The sequence below is a fragment of the Pantoea sp. X-Soil-TKNS-1207 genome (genome assembly GCF_059730485.1).
In genome coordinates this window covers 1,475,822-1,496,080 of record NZ_AP035958.1, presented here as the reverse complement: position 1 = coordinate 1,496,080, position 20,259 = coordinate 1,475,822, and the positions used below count along the sequence as shown (strand labels likewise).

The window sequence follows — 20,259 nt, the reverse complement described above, 5'->3', positions numbered from 1 at the left end:
CCCTGAAGCGATTAGCGCAAATCAGAATCGCGCGCGGTGAGACAGAGTTGTGTGAGGTCATCCAGCAGCGCGGGCAGCGCCGCACCCGCAAGATGGGCATCGACAGGCAGGAACCACCAGTTTTCCTGGGCAAACGCCTGGCATTTAACGGCATCTTTTTCCGTCATCAGCAGACATTGATCGCGCTGGGTCAGGCGGTTCAGTTCGTCTGCGCTATAAGCATGATGATCGGCAAAGGCAATCTCGGCAACCGGCTGTAATCCCTGCTGTTTCAGGGTGGTGAAAAAGCGCGGCGGATGACCGATACCGGCCATCGCCACAACCGGTGGCAATTGTTCCAGCGACACGGTTTGGCGCGTCACCAGATTAACCGCCAGCCCTGGCTGCAGGGTCATGGCGATTTCTCTGCCGGTGGCCTCGCCGCCATTGACGATCACTGCATCAACCCCGTCGAGACGCGATGCACGCTCGCGCATTGGCCCGGCCGGTAGCCACCAGCCATTGCCAAAGCGGCGCACACCGTCAACCACCACCACCTCGCGATCGCGCTGCAAGGCATAATGCTGTAGGCCATCATCGGTGATGATGACATCCAGCGGCTGCTGTGCCAGCAATGCTTCAACGGCAGCGCGCCGTTTGGGGGCTACGGCTACCGGCGCCTGAGTACGCTGGGCAATTAATACCGGCTCATCACCCGCCAGCGCCGTGGCGGTCTGCGCGGTGACCAGCAGCGGATAACGCTCCGCTTTACCCCCGTAACCACGCGATACCACCCCCGGACGTAAGCCACGCTGCTGCAACGCCTGCACCAGCCAGATCACCACCGGCGTTTTACCGTTCCCGCCTGCGGTGAGGTTTCCCACCACAATCACCGGACAGGGCGCGCGCCAGCTTTTACGCCAGCCGCGCTGAAAACTGAGGCGAATCAGCCCGCTGATTGCCCCATACAACAGACTGAGCGGCCACAGCAGCAGCCATAACGGCGATCGCCCACTCCAGATGCGTTCAATCATTGGCCAAACTGCAACTTATGAAGTTGTGCATAAGCGCCTTTCTGCGCCAGCAGAACGTCGTGGGTGCCGCGCTCAACGATATGACCATCTTCAACCACCACGATTTCATCCGCTTTCTCGATAGTAGAGAGGCGGTGCGCAATCACCAGTGAGGTACGGTTTTTCTGTAACTCATCAAGCGCAGCCTGGATAGCACGTTCAGATTCCGTATCCAGCGCCGAGGTGGCTTCATCGAGGATCAGGATGGGACAATCGCGCAGCAAAGCACGGGCGATAGCGATACGCTGGCGCTGACCACCGGAGAGCAGAACACCGTTTTCACCAATAACGGTGTCGATGCCATTATCCATTTTCTTAATGAAATCCATGGCGTGAGCCATTGTGGCGGCGCGCTCAATCTCTTCACGGCTGTACTGCTCGTTGCGAGCGTATGCAATGTTGTTGGCGATGGTGTCATTGAACAGGTGCACGTTTTGCGACACCAACGCGACCTGATTACGTAATGAACTCAGGGTATATTCACGCAAATCATGACCATCCAGCAGAATTTCGCCTTGCTGGATATCGTAAAAGCGGGTCAGCAGGCTCGCCATGGTGGATTTACCCGAACCAGAGCGCCCAACCAGCGCCACGGTTTTTCCGGCTGGCAGCGACAGGTTGATATTGCGTAACGCAGGAATATCGCGGCCTGGGTAGGTGAAGGTGACATTGCGGAACTCAACGTCGCCTTTCGCACGTCCCATTTCACGCGTGCCGTTGTCATTCTCCTGCTCGCTATCGAGAATGCTGAACAGCGTCTGGCACGCAGCCATACCGCGCTGGAACTGGGCGTTAACGTTGGTCAGCGACTTCAGCGGACGCATCAGAGCGATCATCGACGAGAACACCACGGTGATGCTACCCGCAGTCAGCGTATCCATCACGCTCGGGAAGCTGGCGGCGTAAAGGACAAAAGCCAGCGCCAGCGAAGCGATTAACTGAATAATCGGATCGGAGATTGACGATGCGGATACCAGCTTCATGCCCTGCTGGCGCATTTTGTTGCTGACGCGCGCAAAGCGTTCGGATTCCACTTCCTGACCGCCGAAGATCAGCACTTCTTTGTGCCCTTTCAGCATCTGTTCTGCGCTGGTGGTCACCTGGCCCATGGTGTTCTGCATGGTTTTGCTGATATTACGGAAGCGTTTGGAAACGTTACGAATCGCAAATGACACGATTGGCGCGAGCACGATGAGGATCAACGACAGCTGCCAGCTGTAATAAAACATCATAATGAACAGGCCAATGATGGACGCGCCTTCACGTACCACGGTGACCAGGGCGCTGGATGACGACGACGCCACCTGCTCTGAGTCATAGGTAATGCGCGACAGCAGCGTACCGGTCGATTGCTGATCAAAGAAGGCAACCGGCATCCCCATCATGTGGCTGAACAGCCTGCGGCGCATGTTCATCACCACGTTGCCGGAGACCCAGGAAATGCAGTAGCTCGAAATGTAGCTGGTTACACCACGCACCAGCATTAAACCGATAACAGCCAGTGGCATCCACAACAGTACGGATTTGTCGGCTTTACCAAAGCCGTCATCCAGTAAAGGTTTCAACAGGGAGAGCATTAAGGTATCGCCTGCCGCGTTGAGTATCAGCGCCACTGCCGACACGATCAAACCGGCTTTGTGGGGCGCAATCATCGGCCAGAGTCGGCGAAATGTCTGCCACGTTGAGAGATCTTTGTCTTGATGCATTATTTATTCACGCTGTTTGAAATAGCCGCTCATTCTACCTGGATTCACGTTTGACGCCAAACCACTGATGATACCAGCGAGGCATTATTTGTTCTCTTAAGCCCTTTATTTGCCAATGGCCTGCGCGAATGCCGATCTGAATCTGCCCGGATTGCGCTGTGTCATACCAGTGATAGCCGTACTGATGATAGGCCGAGAGCACCGTCTTTGCAGGCATCCGCCACGCGTTGTAGCGCGCCAGCGAGGCAATCGCCACCTTTCCCGCCACACTACGCAGCAGCAACGGCGTGGAGGAAGTGCGGCTGCCATGATGAGGCACCTGTAAAATTGTCGCGGCCAGCGCCTGTTTTTGCTGCGCGACCAGTTTTCGCTCGGCTTCCTGTTCAAGATCGCCGGTGAGCAGCAGGCTCACCTTGCCATCGTCAACACGTACTACGCAGGAGTCATTGTTTTCGCCCTGCGTGGCACCGGGTGGCGGCCATAACGCAGTGAAATGCAGCTTACCCCACTGCCATGACTCGCCCCGGAAACAGGGCAAATGATCGGCTTCGGCCAGCGCGCTGCGTACCGTTGCGGTGGGATTGGCTGCGATAATCGACGCCAGCCCGCCGCGGTGGTCCAGATGCCTGTGGCTCAAAATCACCGCGTGAAGCGTTCTGTTTTTACGCTGAAGCCAGGGAAGTATTACCCGGCTACCGGCATCGCCCTGGGTCCAGCGCGGTCCGGTGTCATACAACACCACCTCGTCCCCCTGGGTTATCACCACAGCGAGGCCATGACCGACATCGATCATGTCGATTTGCCAGTCATCGCGCCCGGTGCTGGCGCGCCAGAGCAGCAAAGCGACCACTATGCTGCCACACTGCAGCGGCGCGCGATAAAGAATGCCGCTGCGCCAGGCCACTCCCCCGCCCCATAGCAATACCATTGCGGGCAATGCATCGCTCCATGTCAGCCAGCCTGACGGCAGCAGCCCCAGCCCCTGCATCACCTTATCTACCGACAAATCAGCCAGCTGCCATAAGCCGCTGGAGAGTGCCGGCACCGGAATCAGCATCGCCAGCAGTATCAGTGGCACGGTGATAAAGGAGACAACCGGGACCGCCAGCAGATTGGCAAGCAAGGCGCTGATGCTAATCCCCTGAAACAGAAAGATTTGCAGGGGTGCCATTAACAGCATCATCCCCAACTGTAAATGCAGCAGCTGCAACCATAGCCAGCGACGGCGCGTGCGGAAGCGTACGGGTAAAGGGAACCATTGATACCAAATCAGCAGCATCGCTACCGCTAACGCCGACAGCCAGAAGCTTTCCGATAACACCGTCAGGGGGTCCATCAGCAGCAGCAGGCCGACACAGAATGTCCAGACCTGCCAGCCGCTGAGCTGCCAGCCTGCAATGCGCAACGCCATCCACAGCGTCAATGCCAGCATGGCTCGTTGTGCGGGGGGATGGCTACCCGAAATCCAGCAGTAAATTGCGGCGGTAAGCCAACTGGCGATCAGCGGAAACAGGTAATTGATGCGCCTGGCAGGAAATACCCGTTGCAGCATACGCGCCAGTAGCCAGCCGACACTCGCCGCCAGCGCGATATGCATCCCGGAAATCGCCATCAGATGCGCCGTTCCCGTTTCACGTAATATCCGCCGCTGTGCTTCGGTCATGGCATCGCGCATACCAAATGCCAGCGCCCTAACGATGGCCGGGGATGACATCTGGCTGAATGCGGGAAGGTGGTAATGAATCAGACGTGTGCGCCAGCTACATGCCAGGTTTGCTGCCTGACGTTTAGCAATGGTTCCCTGCAACGGCGTATGCTGTGCCACTGCAAAGCGCTGCAAATCAAACTCCCCCTCATTAAGACGCGCGTGTATGGCTCGCAGACGCAGCTGCATTTGCCAGCGCTGTCCGACACAGAATGGCTCTCCCTCATCCTTATCATTAAGCGTGGCAAAGAGCGGTGGGAACTGATATCGCCCGTTGATTTGTAACAGTTGCACGGTCAGCTGTTTATTGTCCTGCCGCACCTCAGTGACCCGCACGATGGCATCCACCGGGGCCAGCGTTAGCGTATTAATGCTGTTGGTGATCTGTCGGGCCTCAGCCAGTGCCCACAGCATCAGCAGCAAAGCCGGTCCGGCGACGCGCAGCGAGGTAAGAGGTTGTAAACTCAGCAGCAACGCGGCTGCGCCCAGCGCCGCCAGCGTGCCATTCTCTGGCACCTGTGGCAGCACACCCAGTGGCAGTGCGGCCAAAATCATCAATCTCGCCAGTACGATCCATGAGAGTTGCATCTTTCGTCTCCGTGAAAGGAGGAAAGAGTGTGCCAGAGGCGGCGGGAAGCTGCGGGAAGAGAAGTTGCGTTCGCTGCGGCAGATTCAGAGATAACGGCAGGTTTGCAGTCGCGTTACATTTATATGGAAGCAGGCTCTGGCTGCGCGGCAGGCAAAAAAAAACGACACCCTGAGGTGTCGTTTTCGACGTTCGGTAACGGCTTAACCGTAGATGTTCGCACGGTCACGCAATTCTTTGCCCGGCTTGAAGTGGGGAACGTATTTACCTTCCAGTTCCACTTTGTCACCCGTTTTCGGGTTACGGCCAGTGCGCGGTGCGCGGTAGTGCAAAGAAAAGCTGCCGAATCCCCGGATTTCAATGCGCTCGCCTTCAGCCAGGGTTGTGGCCATATGCTCGAGCATCTCTTTAACCGCATCCTCAACGACTTTCGCCGGAATATGAGTCTGCTGGCCAGCAAGTCTTTCAATCAGTTCTGACTTGGTCATGTAACCTCCGGTTAATCCCTGTTTGGAAAGGTATGACAGCTTTTACCGAAACCGGGTGACTCTCGCCACCCGGTGCCTCGGGTCGATTACTCGCCTTTAGCCGCTTTGAACGCTTCAGCCATAGCGTTAGAGAAGTTGCCTTCTTCCTGTTTGGTGTTAACAGTGTTGATAGCTTCTTTCTCGTCAGCCTGGTCTTTAGCACGCACAGACAGACTTACAACGCGGTTCTTACGGTCAACGCCGGTGAATTTAGCTTCAACGTCGTCACCTACACTCAGAACCAGAGTTGCGTCTTCGATGCGGTCCAGTGAAGCTTCAGAAGCGCGCAGGTAACCCTCTACGCCATCAGCTAATTCTACTGTAGCACCTTTCGCGTCAACTGCAGTGACTTTACCAGTCACGATAGCGCCTTTCTTGTTCAGGGTGATGTAGTTGTTGAACGGATCTTCAGCCAACTGTTTCACACCCAGAGAGATGCGCTCACGCTCTGCATCAACCTGCAGTACAACGGCAGCGATTTCGTCGCCTTTTTTGTACTCACGAACGGCTTCTTCGCCAGTCGCGTTCCAGGAGATGTCAGACAGGTGAACCAGACCGTCGATGCCGCCGTCCAGGCCGATGAAGATACCGAAGTCAGTAATTGACTTGATTTTACCTTCAACGCGATCACCCTTGTTGTGGGTCTCGGCGAACTGCTGCCATGGGTTAGATTTGCACTGCTTCAGACCCAGGGAGATACGACGACGCTCTTCGTCGATGTCCAGAACCATAACTTCAACCACGTCGCCCACGTTAACAACTTTAGACGGGTGGATGTTTTTGTTGGTCCAGTCCATTTCAGAAACGTGTACCAGACCTTCAACGCCTTCTTCGATTTCTACGAAGCAGCCGTAATCAGTCAGGTTGGTAACACGACCGGTCAGCTTGGTGCCTTCCGGATAGCGCTTAGCGATAGCTACCCACGGATCTTCGCCCAGCTGTTTCAGGCCCAGAGATACACGGGTACGTTCGCGGTCGAACTTCAGCACTTTAACAGTGATTTCGTCGCCCACGTTGACGATTTCGCTCGGATGCTTAACGCGTTTCCAGGCCATGTCAGTGATGTGCAGCAGGCCGTCAACGCCGCCCAGGTCCACGAATGCGCCGTAGTCAGTGAGGTTCTTAACGATACCTTTGACTTCCATGCCTTCCTGCAGGTTTTCCAGCAGCTGATCACGTTCAGCGCTGTTTTCAGATTCGATAACTGCGCGGCGAGAAACCACGACGTTGTTACGTTTCTGATCAAGCTTGATTACTTTGAATTCAAGCTCTTTGCCTTCCAGGTGCAGAGTGTCGCGAACCGGACGCACGTCTACCAGTGAACCTGGCAGGAACGCACGAATACCATTCAGCTCAACTGTGAAGCCACCTTTAACTTTGCCGTTGATAACACCGGTAACAGTTTCAGCGTCTTCGTAAGCTTTTTCCAGCGTGATCCAAGCTTCGTGACGTTTAGCTTTCTCACGGGACAGCAGGGTTTCACCGAAGCCGTCTTCTACTGCGTCCAGAGCAACGTCAACTTCGTCACCAACCTGGATTTCCAGTTCGCCGGCTGCGTTTTTGAACTGCTCTGCAGGGATTGCAGATTCAGATTTCAGGCCCGCATCAACCAGAACGACGTCTTTGTCGATAGAGACAACAACGCCACGAACGATGGAACCCGGACGGGTTTCGATTTCTTTCAGGGACTCTTCAAAGAGTTGAGCAAAAGATTCAGTCATATTGATAATCTTCAGGATTCTTCAATTTAACGTCCACCTGACGTCATTGTCGGATGGGGTTGTTTCACATGCCCTGCACCCGGTCCCTGGTACAGGGTTACATCAATTCGGTAGCCGAAAATATTAAATGCCCAGCTTCTGACGGGCATAATCAAGTGCCTTTTCAATAACTTGCTCAATGGACATGCTGGTAGAATCCAGCACCAGAGCATCGGCAGCAGGCACTAAAGGCGCGATGGCGCGATTACGATCGCGGTCGTCACGTTCCTTTATCTCGGCTAAAAGGCGATCAAAGTTAACACTAAAGCCCTTCTCCTGCAACTGTAGCATACGGCGATGAGCACGCTCCTCAGAACTGGCATCAAGGAAGATTTTTACGGGCGCGTCAGGGAAAACCACCGTCCCCATATCGCGGCCGTCAGCGATTAATCCCGGCTCCTCGCGGAACGCGCGCTGACGACGCAACAACGCTTCACGTACACGAGGAAAAGCCGCCACGCGCGACGCGGTGTTGCTCACATCCTGAGTACGGATTTCGCCGGTAACATCTTCACCCTCAAGAATCACTTGCATCTCACCCTCAACCGAGAGAAAGCGCACATCGAGATGGGCAGCCATCGGTACCAATGCTTCTTCGGACTCAATATCCACCTGATGGTGAATTGCCGCCAGAGCCAATACGCGGTAAATAGCGCCAGAATCCAGCAAGTGCCACTGCAACGACTCCGCCATCGCTTTGCACAAGGTTCCCTTCCCTGCACCACTAGGCCCATCGATGGTAATAACCGGGGCGATTGCCGTCATTGTCTTCTCCTGTTGCTGGATGCTTATTTTCAGCCTTCGCGGCTTTATAGATTGCGCAACATTATACGCTGACCGCGCCAGGTTAGTTACCCCTTAGCGCAGACGGCGTTAGAAATTTGGACAAAATCGGAGGAATTTCCGGCACTAAGGCCAGTGTAAAGCGCAGTGACCCGGTGCATCCCGCACCGGGTTAACCCATCAGGAAGCCTGGCTGATTTTCGCTAACTGCTGGAAATAGTCAGGGAAAGTTTTCGCGGTACAGCCCGGATCAAGGATGGTCACCGGCGTATCTGACAACGCCACCAGCGAGAAACACATCGCCATACGGTGATCGTTGTAGGTGCCAATATCCGCATGTTGCAGCTGCGCCGGAGGCGTAATGCGAATAAAATCATGGCCCTCTTCAACTTCAGCACCGACTTTACGCAACTCGGTCGCCATCGCTGCCAGACGGTCAGTCTCTTTCACACGCCAGTTGTAGATATTGCGCATCAACGTGGTGCCCTGGGCAAACAACGCCGTGGTGGCGATAGTCATGGCCGCATCCGGAATATGGTTCATATCCATATCGATGGCATTCAGCGTACCGCGCGTGCAGGCGATGTAATCATCACCCCACTCAATCACCGCGCCCATCTTCTCCAGCACATCAGCAAAACGAATGTCGCCCTGCACGCTGTTACGACCAATACCGGTTACGCGTACGGTACCGCCTTTAATGGCCGCAGCGGCGAGGAAATAAGACGCGGAAGACGCATCGCCTTCCACCAGGTAATCTCCTGGCGCCTGGTATTGCTGCTGTCCTTTTACCACGAAGCGCTGATAGTTCTGGTTATCCACTTCCACGCCAAAACAGCGCATTAAATGCAGCGTGATATCAATATAAGGCTTCGATACCAGATCACCTTTAATGGTGATGGTGGTGTCCTGCTGTGCCAGCGGCGCTGTCATCAGCAACGCGGTCAGGAACTGGCTGGAGACGCTGCCATCTACGCTGACTTCGCCGCCATTAAAGCCGCCGTGCAGACGTAATGGTGGGTAGTCAGTTTGCTCAAGATAATCAATCTTTGCTCCGCCCTGACGCAGTGCATCGACCAGATGCCCAATCGGACGCTCCTTCATGCGCGGCTCACCGGTCAGCACGATAGATTGTTGACCAAGGCACAGTGCAGCCGCCAGCGGACGCATTGCGGTTCCGGCGTTGCCGAGAAACAGCTCCAGCGGTTGCTGTGACTGCAACGGGCCGGCGTTACCGATCACTTCACAGACGGTGCGATCCGCAGACAGCGTATAGCTCACGCCCAGGGCTTTCAGCGCATTAAGCATATGCTTAACGTCATCGCTATCCAGCAAGTTGGTGAGGCGCGTGGTGCCTTTGGCCAGCGCAGCCAGCAGCAGCGCGCGGTTAGAGACACTTTTTGAGCCCGGTAAGTTTACCGTGCCATCAACGCGGGCAATCGGTTGTAAAGTCAGGGAGTCCTGCATGTGAAACCAAATCTCCAGAAAAGACGAAACCCCGTTGAATCAACGGGGGTCTGTTACCAGCCAGACTGGCAATTTTCCCGGCCATACTTCAGGTTGCTTCTGCGTTAGCTGCGTTTATTTACTCCGGTAGGTTTCCGGGGATTGACACGCTTGCCGCTTTCCTGCAACCCAAATTATTTTGGGGATATGAATAATCAGCCGTGACGACGTTCGAAATCGACCATAAATTCGGTCAGGGCTTTCACACCTTCCAGCGGCATCGCATTGTAAATCGAGGCGCGCATACCGCCAACCACGCGATGTCCTTTCAGCGCATGAAGGCCCGCTTTCAGTGATTCCTCAAGGAACACTTTATCCAGCGCGGCATCCGCTAACTGGAAAGGCACGTTCATACGTGAACGGTTTGCTGCCGCCACTTCGTTACGGTAGAAGCTGCTGTTATCAATTACGCCATAAAGCAGGTCAGCTTTGGCCTGATTCACTTTGTCCATCTCAGCAACGCCGCCATTCTCTTTCAGCCATTTGAACACCAGGCCAGAGAGATACCATGCGAAAGTCGGCGGGGTGTTGAACATGGAGTCGTTGTCCGCCAGCACTTTGTAATCCAGGATGGAAGGCACCCAGCTGTGCGCTTTGCCCAGCAGATCTTCACGCACGATGACCAGTGTCAGACCGGCAGGGCCGATATTTTTCTGCGCGCCCGCATAGATCAAACCATAACGGTTGATGTCAATCGGACGCGACAGGATGGTTGACGAGTAGTCGGCCACCACAATTTTGTCGCCAAAGTCAGGCTGCTCATCGATCGCAATGCCATCAATGGTTTCGTTCGGACAGAAGTGTACATAAGCCGCGTCATCGCTCAGCTGCCATTCACGCATCGGCAGAATAGCGCGTTTACCATCAAGGGTGGTTTTAACGTCGATGGTATTTGGCGAGCAGAATTTTTCGGCTTCTTTGATGGCGCTATGCGCCCAGTATCCGCCATCGATGTAGTCTGCGGTTTTAGCTGCGCCGAGCAGGTTGCCCGGAATAGCGGCAAATTGCGCACGCGCACCGCCATGACAGAATAAAACTTTGTAGTTGGCAGGGATTTTCAGCAGATCGCGAAAGTCTTTCTCAGCCTCTTCCGCCACCTGCATAAATTCTTTACTACGGTGACTGATTTCCATCACCGAGGTGCCTAACCCGTGCCAGTTTGTCAGTTCTTGTTCTGCACGACGGAGCACTTCAACCGGCAGCATCGCTGGACCGGAGCTAAAATTGTAAACCTGCGTCATTTCCCCTCACCACTGTCATATCGAACGGTTATGAATACCCTACCGGTTTTATCATTGCCTCCCGACGGCTGCAATCATAAATCCTGCCGGGATCACATTTCCAGAGCCAGCTCCACCGCAGCTTATGTCATAAATGCAATCGGTAACGGAATTTTGTGAGGCTTATTCATGAAGTAAAATCGGATTGCCGCCAGAGAGATAAAAAGCGGTAGCATCAGCCGACAGAAAATTCGCCAACGTAGTTCAGGTCCCGTGAGCGCCTGAAGTATGACGGGTATAGCGCTGGCCGCGCAAAACCCGTACTATTGCGCGCTTTACGCCCACCCCATTGACGAGAGAGCGCCATCATGACGCAAACTTTTATTCCAGGTAAAGACGCCGCACTGGAAGACTCCATTTCACGCTTCCAGCACAAATTGCAGGATTTGGGTTTTAACATTGAAGAAGCCTCATGGCTGAACCCGGTTCCTCATGTGTGGTCCGTGCATATTCGCGACCGCGACTGCCCGCTGTGTTTCACCAACGGTAAAGGTGCCAGCAAAAAGGCCGCGCTGGCTTCCGCGCTGGGCGAGTATTTTGAGCGTCTCTCGACTAACTACTTCTTTGCCGACTTCTGGCTGGGTGCATCCATCGCCAATGGCGAGTTTGTTCACTATCCCAACGAAAAGTGGTTTGCGCTGCCGGAAGACGATAGCCTGCCAGCCGGCATCCTCGATGCCCGTCTGCGTAAATTCTACGATCCTGACGATAGCCTGAGCGCGGGCGATTTGATCGATCTGCAATCCGGTAATGCGGAACGCGGCATCTGCGGCCTGCCATTTACCCGTCAGTCCGATCAGCAGACGGTTTACATCCCGATGAATATTATCGGCAATCTGTACGTTTCGAATGGCATGTCTGCGGGTAACACCGCTAACGAAGCGCGCGTTCAGGGTCTGTCTGAAGTCTTTGAACGTCATATTAAAAACCGCATTATCGCAGAATCCATCAGCCTGCCTGAGATTCCTGATGCGGTAATGCAGCGCTATCCGGGCGTTATTGAAGCCATCGCGCGTCTGGAAGCGGAAGGTTTCCCAATTTTCGCTTATGACGCCTCCCTTGGCGGCAACTACCCGGTCATCTGCGTCGTGCTGTTCAACCCGGAAAATGGCACCTGTTTCGCCTCGTTCGGCGCGCATCCTGATTTTGGTGTGGCGCTGGAGCGTACCGTGACCGAACTGTTGCAGGGTCGCAGCCTGAAAGATCTCGACGTCTTTACCCCACCGACCTTCGATGACGAAGAAGTGGCGGAACATGCCAACCTGGAAACCCACTTTATCGATTCCAGCGGCCTGATCTCCTGGGATATGTTCAAAGACGATGCTGACTATCCGTTTGTAGACTGGAGCTTTGCTGGCAGCACTCAGGAAGAGTTCGATACCCTGATGGCGATTTTCCGCGCCGAAGATAAAGAAGTGTACATCGCGGATTACGAACACCTGAGCGTCTATGCCTGCCGTATCATTGTGCCGGGCATGTCAGACATCTACCCGGCAGAAGATCTGCTGCTGGCGAACAACAGCATGGGCGCCCCTCTGCGTGAAACCCTGCTGGCGCTGCCGGAAAGCCAGTGGGAACCCGAAGCCTATCTGGAACTGATCAACCAGCTGGATGAAGAAGGACACGATGACTTTACCCGTGTTCGTGAACTGCTGGGCCTGGCGACCGGTAAAGACAACGGCTGGTTTACGCTGCGTATTGGCGAACTAAAAGCGATGCTGGCCTTAGCCGGTGGTGACCTCGATCAGGCGCTGATCTGGACCGAATGGACGATGGAATTTAACCAGTCCATCTTCAGCGCTGAACGGGCTAACTACTATCGCTGCCTGCAAACTCTGTTGCTGCTGGCGATGGAAGAAGAACGTGACCCGCTGCAATATCACCGCGCATTTGTGCGTATGTATGGCGAAGCGGCAGTTGAAGCAGCCTCTGCTGCCATCAGCGGTGAAGTCCCGTTCTATGGCTTACAAGCCGTTGATCTGGATTTAAAAGCCTTCCCGGCACACCAGTCTCTGCTGGCCGCCTATGAAAAACTGCAGGCTGCGAAACGCCGCTACTGGTTAGCGAAATAAATATCATTACTGGCTAATAATTTCCGGCTAACGGGCAAAATGGCGCTGAATGACCTCAGCGCCATTTTTTTATCACGTCTTACGCGGCGCGGTGGCTAAATTATTAAATAACAATTCCAACCCAATCGATTAGATTGCCTTACAATTTAGCTTAGTGAAAAAAATCAATTTCAACATTTTTTATATATTTTAAAAAATGTTTATTTGTTTATATTCAATGAGTTAATTGATAAAATCTCAGAACACTCCCCTCGCCACCCCCACCCCTCCTGGCAAATATGATCCATATCAATTCCTGTCCTATACTCCTTTGTTAGTATCTTTATAGACAATTTTTGGAGAGCGTTAGTGTGAAAGCTGACAACCCTTTTAATTCATTATTACCGGCCGCAATGGCAAAAGTCGCTGAAGATGCCGGGGTCTATAAAGCAACAAAACACCCCTTAACCACCTTCTTTCTTGCCATAACCGCTGGCGTATTTATTTCTATCGCTTTTGTTTTCTATATCACCGCCACAACCGGCAGTGGAACGATGCCTTTTGGCATGGCAAAACTGATTGGCGGCATCTGCTTCTCGCTCGGATTGATGCTGGTGGTGGTTTGCGGTGCTGACCTGTTCACATCAACGGTATTGATTGTGGTGGCGAAAGCCAGCGGTCGCATCACCTGGACGCAGCTGGCACGCAACTGGATGAACGTGTATATCGGCAACCTGCTCGGTGCGCTGTTCTTTGTGGTCCTGATTTGGCTTGCCGGCGAGCACATGGTCGCCAATGGCGCATGGGGATTGAATATTCTGCAAACTGCCGACCATAAAATGCACCATACCTTTATTGAGGCGGTCAGCCTCGGCATCCTCGCCAACCTGATGGTGTGCCTGGCGGTATGGATGAGTTATTCCGGCCGCAGCCTGCTCGACAAAATGGTGGCGATGATTCTGCCGGTCGCCATGTTCGTGGCCAGTGGCTTTGAGCACAGCATCGCCAACATGTTTTTAATTCCGATGGCTATCGTCATCCGCGACTTCGCCAGCCCTGAGTTCTGGCAAATGGCAGGAGCCAGCGCCGCGCAATTCCCGGCGCTCAGTGTCGGTAACTTTATTGTCGACAACCTCATTCCGGTCACCATTGGCAACATCATTGGCGGGGGGTTGTTAGTTGGATTGACCTACTGGGTTATCTATCTGCGCGGTGATGACCCGGTGCATTAAGTAATTAGTACGGGCGCGCTTTATCGCGCGCTGAACGTCAAAGTCTCCCTAAATAAGGCAGGTATATCATGACCGAACTGAATGAAAAACTGGCGGCAGCCTGGGAAGGATTTAGCGCGGGCGAATGGCAGAACAGTGTCAACGTGCGCGATTTCATCCAGAAAAACTACACCCCGTATGAAGGCGACGAGTCATTCCTCGCAGGTGCCACTCCGGCCACCGCAAAACTGTGGGACAACGTGCTGGATGGTATCAAGATTGAAAACCGCACCCATGCCCCTGTCGACTTCGATACCGACCTGGCATCGACCATCACGTCGCATGACGCCGGTTACATCAACAAATCACTGGAAAAAATTGTTGGTCTGCAAACCGAAGCCCCTTTGAAACGCGCCATCATCCCGTTTGGCGGCATCAAAATGGTGGAAGGCTCCTGTAAGGTTTATGGCCGCGAGCTGGACCCGTCACTGAAAAAAATCTTCAGCGAATACCGTAAAACCCATAACCAGGGCGTGTTCGACGTTTACACCCCGGACATTCTGCGCTGCCGTAAATCAGGCGTGCTGACTGGTCTGCCGGATGCCTATGGTCGTGGTCGTATCATTGGTGACTACCGTCGTGTCGCGCTGTACGGCATCGACTATCTGATGAAAGACAAAGTTGCTCAGTTCAACTCTCTGCAAAGCGACATGGAAAACGGCGTCAACCTTGAAGCCACTATCCGCCTGCGTGAAGAGATTTCTGAACAACATCGTGCGCTGGGCCAGATTAAAGAGATGGCCGCCAAATATGGCTACGACATCTCCGTACCCGCGACCAGCGCGCAGGAAGCCGTACAGTGGACCTACTTCGGCTATCTGGCTGCGGTTAAATCGCAGAACGGTGCAGCGATGTCGTTTGGTCGTGTGTCTACCTTCCTTGATGTGTATATCGAACGTGACATCAAAGCGGGCAAACTAACCGAAGACGACGCGCAGGAACTGATTGACCACCTGGTCATGAAACTGCGTATGGTGCGCTTCCTGCGTACCCCGGAATACGATGAGCTGTTCTCTGGCGACCCGATTTGGGCAACTGAATCACTGGCCGGTATGGGCGTTGATGGTCGTACGCTGGTGACCAAAAGCACCTTCCGTTTCCTGAACACGCTGTACACCATGGGTCCGTCACCGGAACCTAACATGACCATTCTGTGGTCAGAAAAACTGCCGATTAACTTTAAAAAATACGCGGCGAAAGTCTCCATCGATACCTCGTCACTGCAGTATGAAAACGATGATTTGATGCGCCCTGACTTCAACAACGATGACTACGCCATCGCCTGTTGCGTCAGCCCGATGATCGTCGGTAAACAAATGCAGTTCTTCGGCGCTCGCGCCAACCTGGCAAAAACCCTGCTGTACGCAATCAACGGCGGCGTTGATGAAAAACTGAAAATGCAGGTCGGTCCGAAAGAAGCGCCGATCACTGATGATGTGCTGGAATTCGACACCGTCATGGCGCGCATGGATCACTTCATGGACTGGCTGGCCAAACAGTATGTCACCGCGCTGAACGTCATCCACTACATGCACGACAAATACAGCTACGAAGCATCGCTGATGGCACTGCATGACCGTGATGTTTACCGTACTATGGCTTGTGGTATCGCCGGTCTGTCGGTGGCTGCCGACTCCCTGTCTGCGATCAAATACGCCAAAGTGAAACCGGTGCGTGATGCTGATGGCCTGGCTGTCGACTTCGAAATCGAAGGTGAATACCCGCAGTTCGGTAACAACGATGCCCGCGTTGATGATATGGCGTGTGACCTGGTTGAACGTTTCATGAAGAAAATTCAGAAACTGGCGACTTATCGCAATGCCGTACCGACGCAGTCCGTGCTGACCATCACCTCTAACGTGGTTTATGGTAAGAAAACCGGTAACACCCCAGATGGTCGTCGTGCCGGTGCGCCGTTCGGTCCGGGTGCGAACCCGATGCACGGCCGCGATCAGAAAGGTGCTGTAGCTTCACTGACCTCCGTCGCTAAACTGCCGTTCGCCTACGCTAAAGATGGTATCTCTTATACCTTCTCCATCGTGCCGAATGCGCTGGGTAAAGACGATAACGTGCGTAAAACCAACCTCGCTGGCCTGATGGATGGCTACTTCCATCATGAAGCCAACAACATTGAGGGCGGTCAGCACCTGAACGTTAACGTGATGAACCGTGAGATGTTACTGGATGCGATGGAGCACCCGGAAAAATATCCGCAGCTGACCATTCGCGTTTCAGGTTACGCAGTACGTTTCAACTCGCTGACTAAAGAGCAGCAACAGGATGTGATTACACGTACTTTCACCAAGTCACTGTAATCCTTCCGGATAGTAAAAGGCTCCTGCGGGAGCCTTTTCTCCAGGTCGTTTTGCCAGATAGCTTTGACAGGCCCTCTGGCAAAACCGACTTAAAACCTCAGAGCACAACAAAGATTGTGCCGCCTGATATATCAGGCCAAACCGGAGAACTCATCGCAATGTCAGCCATCGGTCGTATTCACTCCTTCGAATCCTGCGGCACCGTTGACGGTCCGGGAATCCGCTTTATTACCTTCTTCCAGGGCTGCCTGATGCGCTGCCTCTATTGTCACAACCGTGATACCTGGGATACCCACGGCGGCAAAGAGATCACCGTTGAAGAGTTAATGAAAGATGTGGTGGCATATCGCCACTTTATGAATGCGTCTGGCGGCGGCGTCACTGCCTCCGGTGGCGAAGCCATTTTGCAGGCTGAGTTTGTGCGCGACTGGTTCCGCGCCTGCCGCGCCGAAGGCATTCATACCTGCCTCGACACCAACGGCTTTGTGCGCCGCTACGATCCGGTGATCGACGAATTACTTGAGGTGACCGATCTGGTGATGCTCGATCTGAAACAAATCAATGACGATGTTCATCAGATCCTGGTGGGCGTCTCCAACCATCGCACGCTGGATTTCGCCCGCTATTTACAGAAGAAAGGTATCCGCACCTGGATTCGTTTTGTGGTGGTGCCGGGCTATTCCGATGATGATGACTCGGTGCATCGGCTGGGTGAATTTACCAAAGATATGGATAACATCGAGAAGATTGAATTGCTGCCCTACCACGAGTTAGGTAAGCATAAATGGATTGCGATGGGAGAAGAGTACAAGCTGGAGGGAGTCAGCCCTCCGAACAAAGAAACCATGGAGCGGGTGAAAAACATTCTCGCCGGTTACGGTCATCAAGTGATGTATTAAAACGCGGGGGAGCCAAAGCTCCCCCTCTTTTGTTCAGGCGTGTGCCACCGGCGTAGCCTGCTGGTCGGCTTTGCGCAGCAGCATCACCAGATACACCAGCGCCACCGCAGCAATCATTACGAACAGCACGCGATCCGAATAGCTCTGCATCAGCATGGCGGTCATGCCCGGTCCCACCAGGCTGCCAAGGGTGTAGCTGAACAGCAGCGCCTGATTCATCGCTACCAGTTCATGATGCGCCACGGTTTCACAAGCCCAGGACATCGCCACCGGATAGAGGGTGAAACCGGCCAGGCCGAGCACAAACAATGCCGGAGCCATCGCGGCGTCGCTAAGCATCGCAATCGCGCCCAGAATCACCACAAACACCTGCACGCGCAGCACCAGCAGACGGCCAAAGCGATCCGCCAGACGCCCTACCGGCCACTGGCCGACAATCCCGGAGCTGACCAGCAACGCCATCCAGTAACCTACCGTGGCATCGCTCATGCCCTGATGCGAAAGATAGAGCGGCATCAGGCCATACAGCGACCCCAGCACGATGCCGGAGATGATGCAGCCATTGATACCGAGACGGGAGCTGCGGCGACGCAGCATTGGCCAGATACGGCCAGGCGAGGCCTCTTCCGAAGCCGCTCCCGCGTTAACACGCAGAAACACCACCGGCAGCACCGCGCACAGCACCAGCGCGGTTACCCACGGAATAACGTGCAGCAATTCGGTAGAAACGCGGCTGACCAGCAGCTGCCCGGCCACCGTGCCGAGATAGTAGATAATCATATACGCCGCTAACAGCTGGCCGCGGTTACGCACCGTACCGCTGCACAGCAACGCGCTCTCGACCACAACCCACATCAGCGCGCAGCCGACGCCCGCGATAAAACGCAGCAGGGTCCAGCTGTAAAAACCGTCCAGCAACACCATCCCGACCGTAGCAAACGCAAACAATAGCGTTGCCAGATAGTAGCAACGATTAAAACCGTAATGCGCGATCAGCCAGCCCGCCAATAAGGTGCCCGCCAGGTTGCCGGTATAATACGAAGAGCTGACCATACCAACCTGCCAGGTGGGCAGTTGATCGTGCGTCAGCCATAACGGCACCAGCGTATTAAGCACAGCAATAGACACCGTCAGAAGCAGCAAACCGCAGAGCAGCAGCAGGACGGGGCGCGACCAGGTTGACATAGGGATAGAAACCACAGGAAATGGAGAGAATTGCGCGCAGTTTGCCATTTGCGATTTTAAAGTCAATGAGCAAAAAAACACCGTCGCACAATTTGCCGCTCAACAATTTAATTTTTTTATCTTCAGTAGCTTACGCGCCTGGAGAACATTCCAGGGCCACCCGCTATCTCTATGAATTTGCATATTTTTGAGCAACAGATCGGGGATACTATCGATAACGTTTATTTCTGATTAATTCTTACTAAAAAATAAATCGCTTTGTGGTTAAGAAATAAAAAAACCCGGCATTGCCGGGTTTTTTACTGGCGCTGAAGATTAACCAATAAATTCAAGGCCGCCCATATAAGGACGCAGAACTTCAGGCACTTCAATGCGACCATCTGCCTGCTGATAGTTTTCCAGCACGGCAACCAGGGTACGACCCACCGCCAGACCAGAACCATTCAGCGTGTGCACCAGACGGGGTTTCTTCTCCGTCTTGCTACGGCAACGCGCCTGCATACGACGCGCCTGGAAATCCCACATGTTGGAGCAGGAGGAGATTTCACGGTAGGTGTTCTGCGCAGGCAGCCACACTTCCAGGTCGTAAGTCTTAACGGAACCAAAGCCCATATCGCCGGTGCACAGCAGCACTTTACGGTATGGCAGATTCAGCAGCTGCAGCACTTTCTCCGCATGGCCGACTAACTCTTCCAGCGCCTGCATCGAGGTTTCCGGTGCGACGATCTGCACCATCTCCACTTTGTCGAACTGATGCATACGGATCAAACCACGAGTATCACGTCCGTAAGAACCCGCTTCAGAGCGGAAACACGGCGTATGCGCGGTCAGTTTGAGCGGCAGATTTTCTTCTTCGACGATCTCATCACGCACCAGGTTGGTCAGCGGCACTTCCGCAGTCGGGATCAATGCGTAGTTGCTGCTGCCCGCTTCTTCATCCAGCGGTTTGGTATGGAACAGATCTTCGCCAAATTTCGGCAGTTGGCCAGTGCCATACAGCGTATCGTGGTTCACCAGATACGGCACATAGGTTTCCAGATAACCGTGCTGCTGGGTGTGCAGGTCGAGCATGAACTGGCTCAGCGCGCGGTGCAGACGGGCAATTCCCCCCTGCATCACCACAAAGCGCGAACCGGTCAGTTTCACCGCTGCGGCAAAATCTAATCCTTTCGCCATTTCGCCCAGTTCAACGTGATCTTTTACCTGAAAATCGAACTGGCGCGGTTCGCCCCAGCGTGCGACTTCGAGGTTTTCGGTGTCATCTTTACCCAATGGCACTTCGTCTGCCGGCAGGTTTGGCAGGGCCAGGGCAAAATCACGGATTTCGTTCTGCAGGGCATCCAGTTCTGCTTTAGCGGCGTCCAGGCGTTCGCCCAGCGCGTTCACTTCCTGACGCAGCGGCTCGATATCTTCCCCACGTGCTTTGGCCTGTCCGATGGATTTGGATCGGGAGTTACGCTCAGCCTGCAGATTTTCAGTCTCTACCTGCAATACTTTACGACGCTCTTCCTGGGAGCGCAGCGTTTCCACATCCAGTTTAAATCCCCGGCGTGCCAGTTTTTCTGCGACTGCGTCTGGCTCGTTACGCAGCAGATTGGGATCGAGCATGCTTATCCTGTGTAATTAAAGGTTG

General features: G+C 54.1%; 14 protein-coding genes. 4 read left to right on the top strand and 10 right to left on the bottom strand.

Going from position 1 to position 20,259, the window contains the following annotated elements:
• Positions 1-11: 11 nt before the first annotated feature.
• The 8 genes from lpxK to serC form a co-directional block, all read right to left on the bottom strand.
• Positions 12-1,013, bottom strand: coding sequence for a tetraacyldisaccharide 4'-kinase (gene lpxK, locus AC6I8V_RS06860; protein WP_497845139.1), 1,002 nt, complete (start codon positions 1,011-1,013; stop codon positions 12-14).
• A complete protein-coding gene (gene msbA, locus AC6I8V_RS06855) occupies positions 1,010-2,758 on the bottom strand; it encodes a lipid A ABC transporter ATP-binding protein/permease MsbA (protein WP_497845138.1) in 1,749 nt (582 codons plus the stop codon). The genes lpxK and msbA overlap by 4 nt, the downstream gene beginning before the upstream one ends.
• A gap of 34 nt (positions 2,759-2,792) precedes the next feature.
• Positions 2,793-5,051, bottom strand: coding sequence for a DNA internalization-related competence protein ComEC/Rec2 (locus AC6I8V_RS06850; protein WP_497845137.1), 2,259 nt, complete (start codon positions 5,049-5,051; stop codon positions 2,793-2,795).
• A 201-nt stretch (positions 5,052-5,252) separates the two neighbouring features.
• Positions 5,253-5,537: an integration host factor subunit beta gene (ihfB, locus tag AC6I8V_RS06845; RefSeq protein ID WP_497845136.1), complete on the bottom strand. Its 285-nt coding sequence runs from the start codon at positions 5,535-5,537 to the stop codon at positions 5,253-5,255.
• An 86-nt stretch (positions 5,538-5,623) separates the two neighbouring features.
• Positions 5,624-7,297: a 30S ribosomal protein S1 gene (gene rpsA, locus AC6I8V_RS06840; protein WP_208714512.1), complete on the bottom strand. Its 1,674-nt coding sequence runs from the start codon at positions 7,295-7,297 to the stop codon at positions 5,624-5,626.
• A gap of 123 nt (positions 7,298-7,420) precedes the next feature.
• Positions 7,421-8,101 (bottom strand): (d)CMP kinase, encoded by a 681-nt coding sequence (cmk, locus tag AC6I8V_RS06835; RefSeq protein ID WP_497845135.1) that lies wholly within the window; start codon positions 8,099-8,101, stop codon positions 7,421-7,423.
• 198 nt (positions 8,102-8,299) lie between these two features.
• Positions 8,300-9,586: a 3-phosphoshikimate 1-carboxyvinyltransferase gene (gene aroA / locus AC6I8V_RS06830; protein WP_497845134.1), complete on the bottom strand. Its 1,287-nt coding sequence runs from the start codon at positions 9,584-9,586 to the stop codon at positions 8,300-8,302.
• A 194-nt stretch (positions 9,587-9,780) separates the two neighbouring features.
• Positions 9,781-10,866: a 3-phosphoserine/phosphohydroxythreonine transaminase gene (gene serC / locus AC6I8V_RS06825; protein WP_497845133.1), complete on the bottom strand. Its 1,086-nt coding sequence runs from the start codon at positions 10,864-10,866 to the stop codon at positions 9,781-9,783.
• Positions 10,867-11,213: 347 nt separating this feature from the next.
• On the opposite strand from serC, the gene ycaO reads away from it, so the two are divergent.
• From ycaO to pflA, 4 genes are all read left to right on the top strand, one after another.
• The gene (gene ycaO / locus AC6I8V_RS06820; protein ID WP_497845132.1) at positions 11,214-12,977 is read left to right on the top strand and encodes a 30S ribosomal protein S12 methylthiotransferase accessory factor YcaO; all 1,764 of its coding nucleotides are present in this window, start codon (positions 11,214-11,216) and stop codon (positions 12,975-12,977) included.
• A gap of 350 nt (positions 12,978-13,327) precedes the next feature.
• Positions 13,328-14,188 (top strand): formate transporter FocA, encoded by an 861-nt coding sequence (focA, locus tag AC6I8V_RS06815; RefSeq protein ID WP_497845131.1) that lies wholly within the window; start codon positions 13,328-13,330, stop codon positions 14,186-14,188.
• Between the two features lie 68 nt (positions 14,189-14,256).
• The gene (gene pflB / locus AC6I8V_RS06810; RefSeq protein WP_497845130.1) at positions 14,257-16,542 is read left to right on the top strand and encodes a formate C-acetyltransferase; all 2,286 of its coding nucleotides are present in this window, start codon (positions 14,257-14,259) and stop codon (positions 16,540-16,542) included.
• 158 nt (positions 16,543-16,700) lie between these two features.
• Positions 16,701-17,441: a pyruvate formate lyase 1-activating protein gene (gene pflA / locus AC6I8V_RS06805; protein WP_497845129.1), complete on the top strand. Its 741-nt coding sequence runs from the start codon at positions 16,701-16,703 to the stop codon at positions 17,439-17,441.
• 33 nt (positions 17,442-17,474) lie between these two features.
• On the opposite strand, the gene AC6I8V_RS06800 is transcribed toward pflA, so the two are convergent.
• Both AC6I8V_RS06800 and serS read right to left on the bottom strand, forming a co-directional pair.
• On the bottom strand, positions 17,475-18,626 hold the full coding sequence (locus AC6I8V_RS06800; protein ID WP_497845128.1) for an MFS transporter: 1,152 nt from the start codon (positions 18,624-18,626) through the stop codon (positions 17,475-17,477).
• Positions 18,627-18,941: 315 nt separating this feature from the next.
• Positions 18,942-20,234, bottom strand: a complete 1,293-nt coding sequence (serS, locus tag AC6I8V_RS06795; protein WP_497845127.1) for a serine--tRNA ligase — start codon at positions 20,232-20,234, stop codon at positions 18,942-18,944.
• Positions 20,235-20,259: the final 25 nt, after the last annotated feature.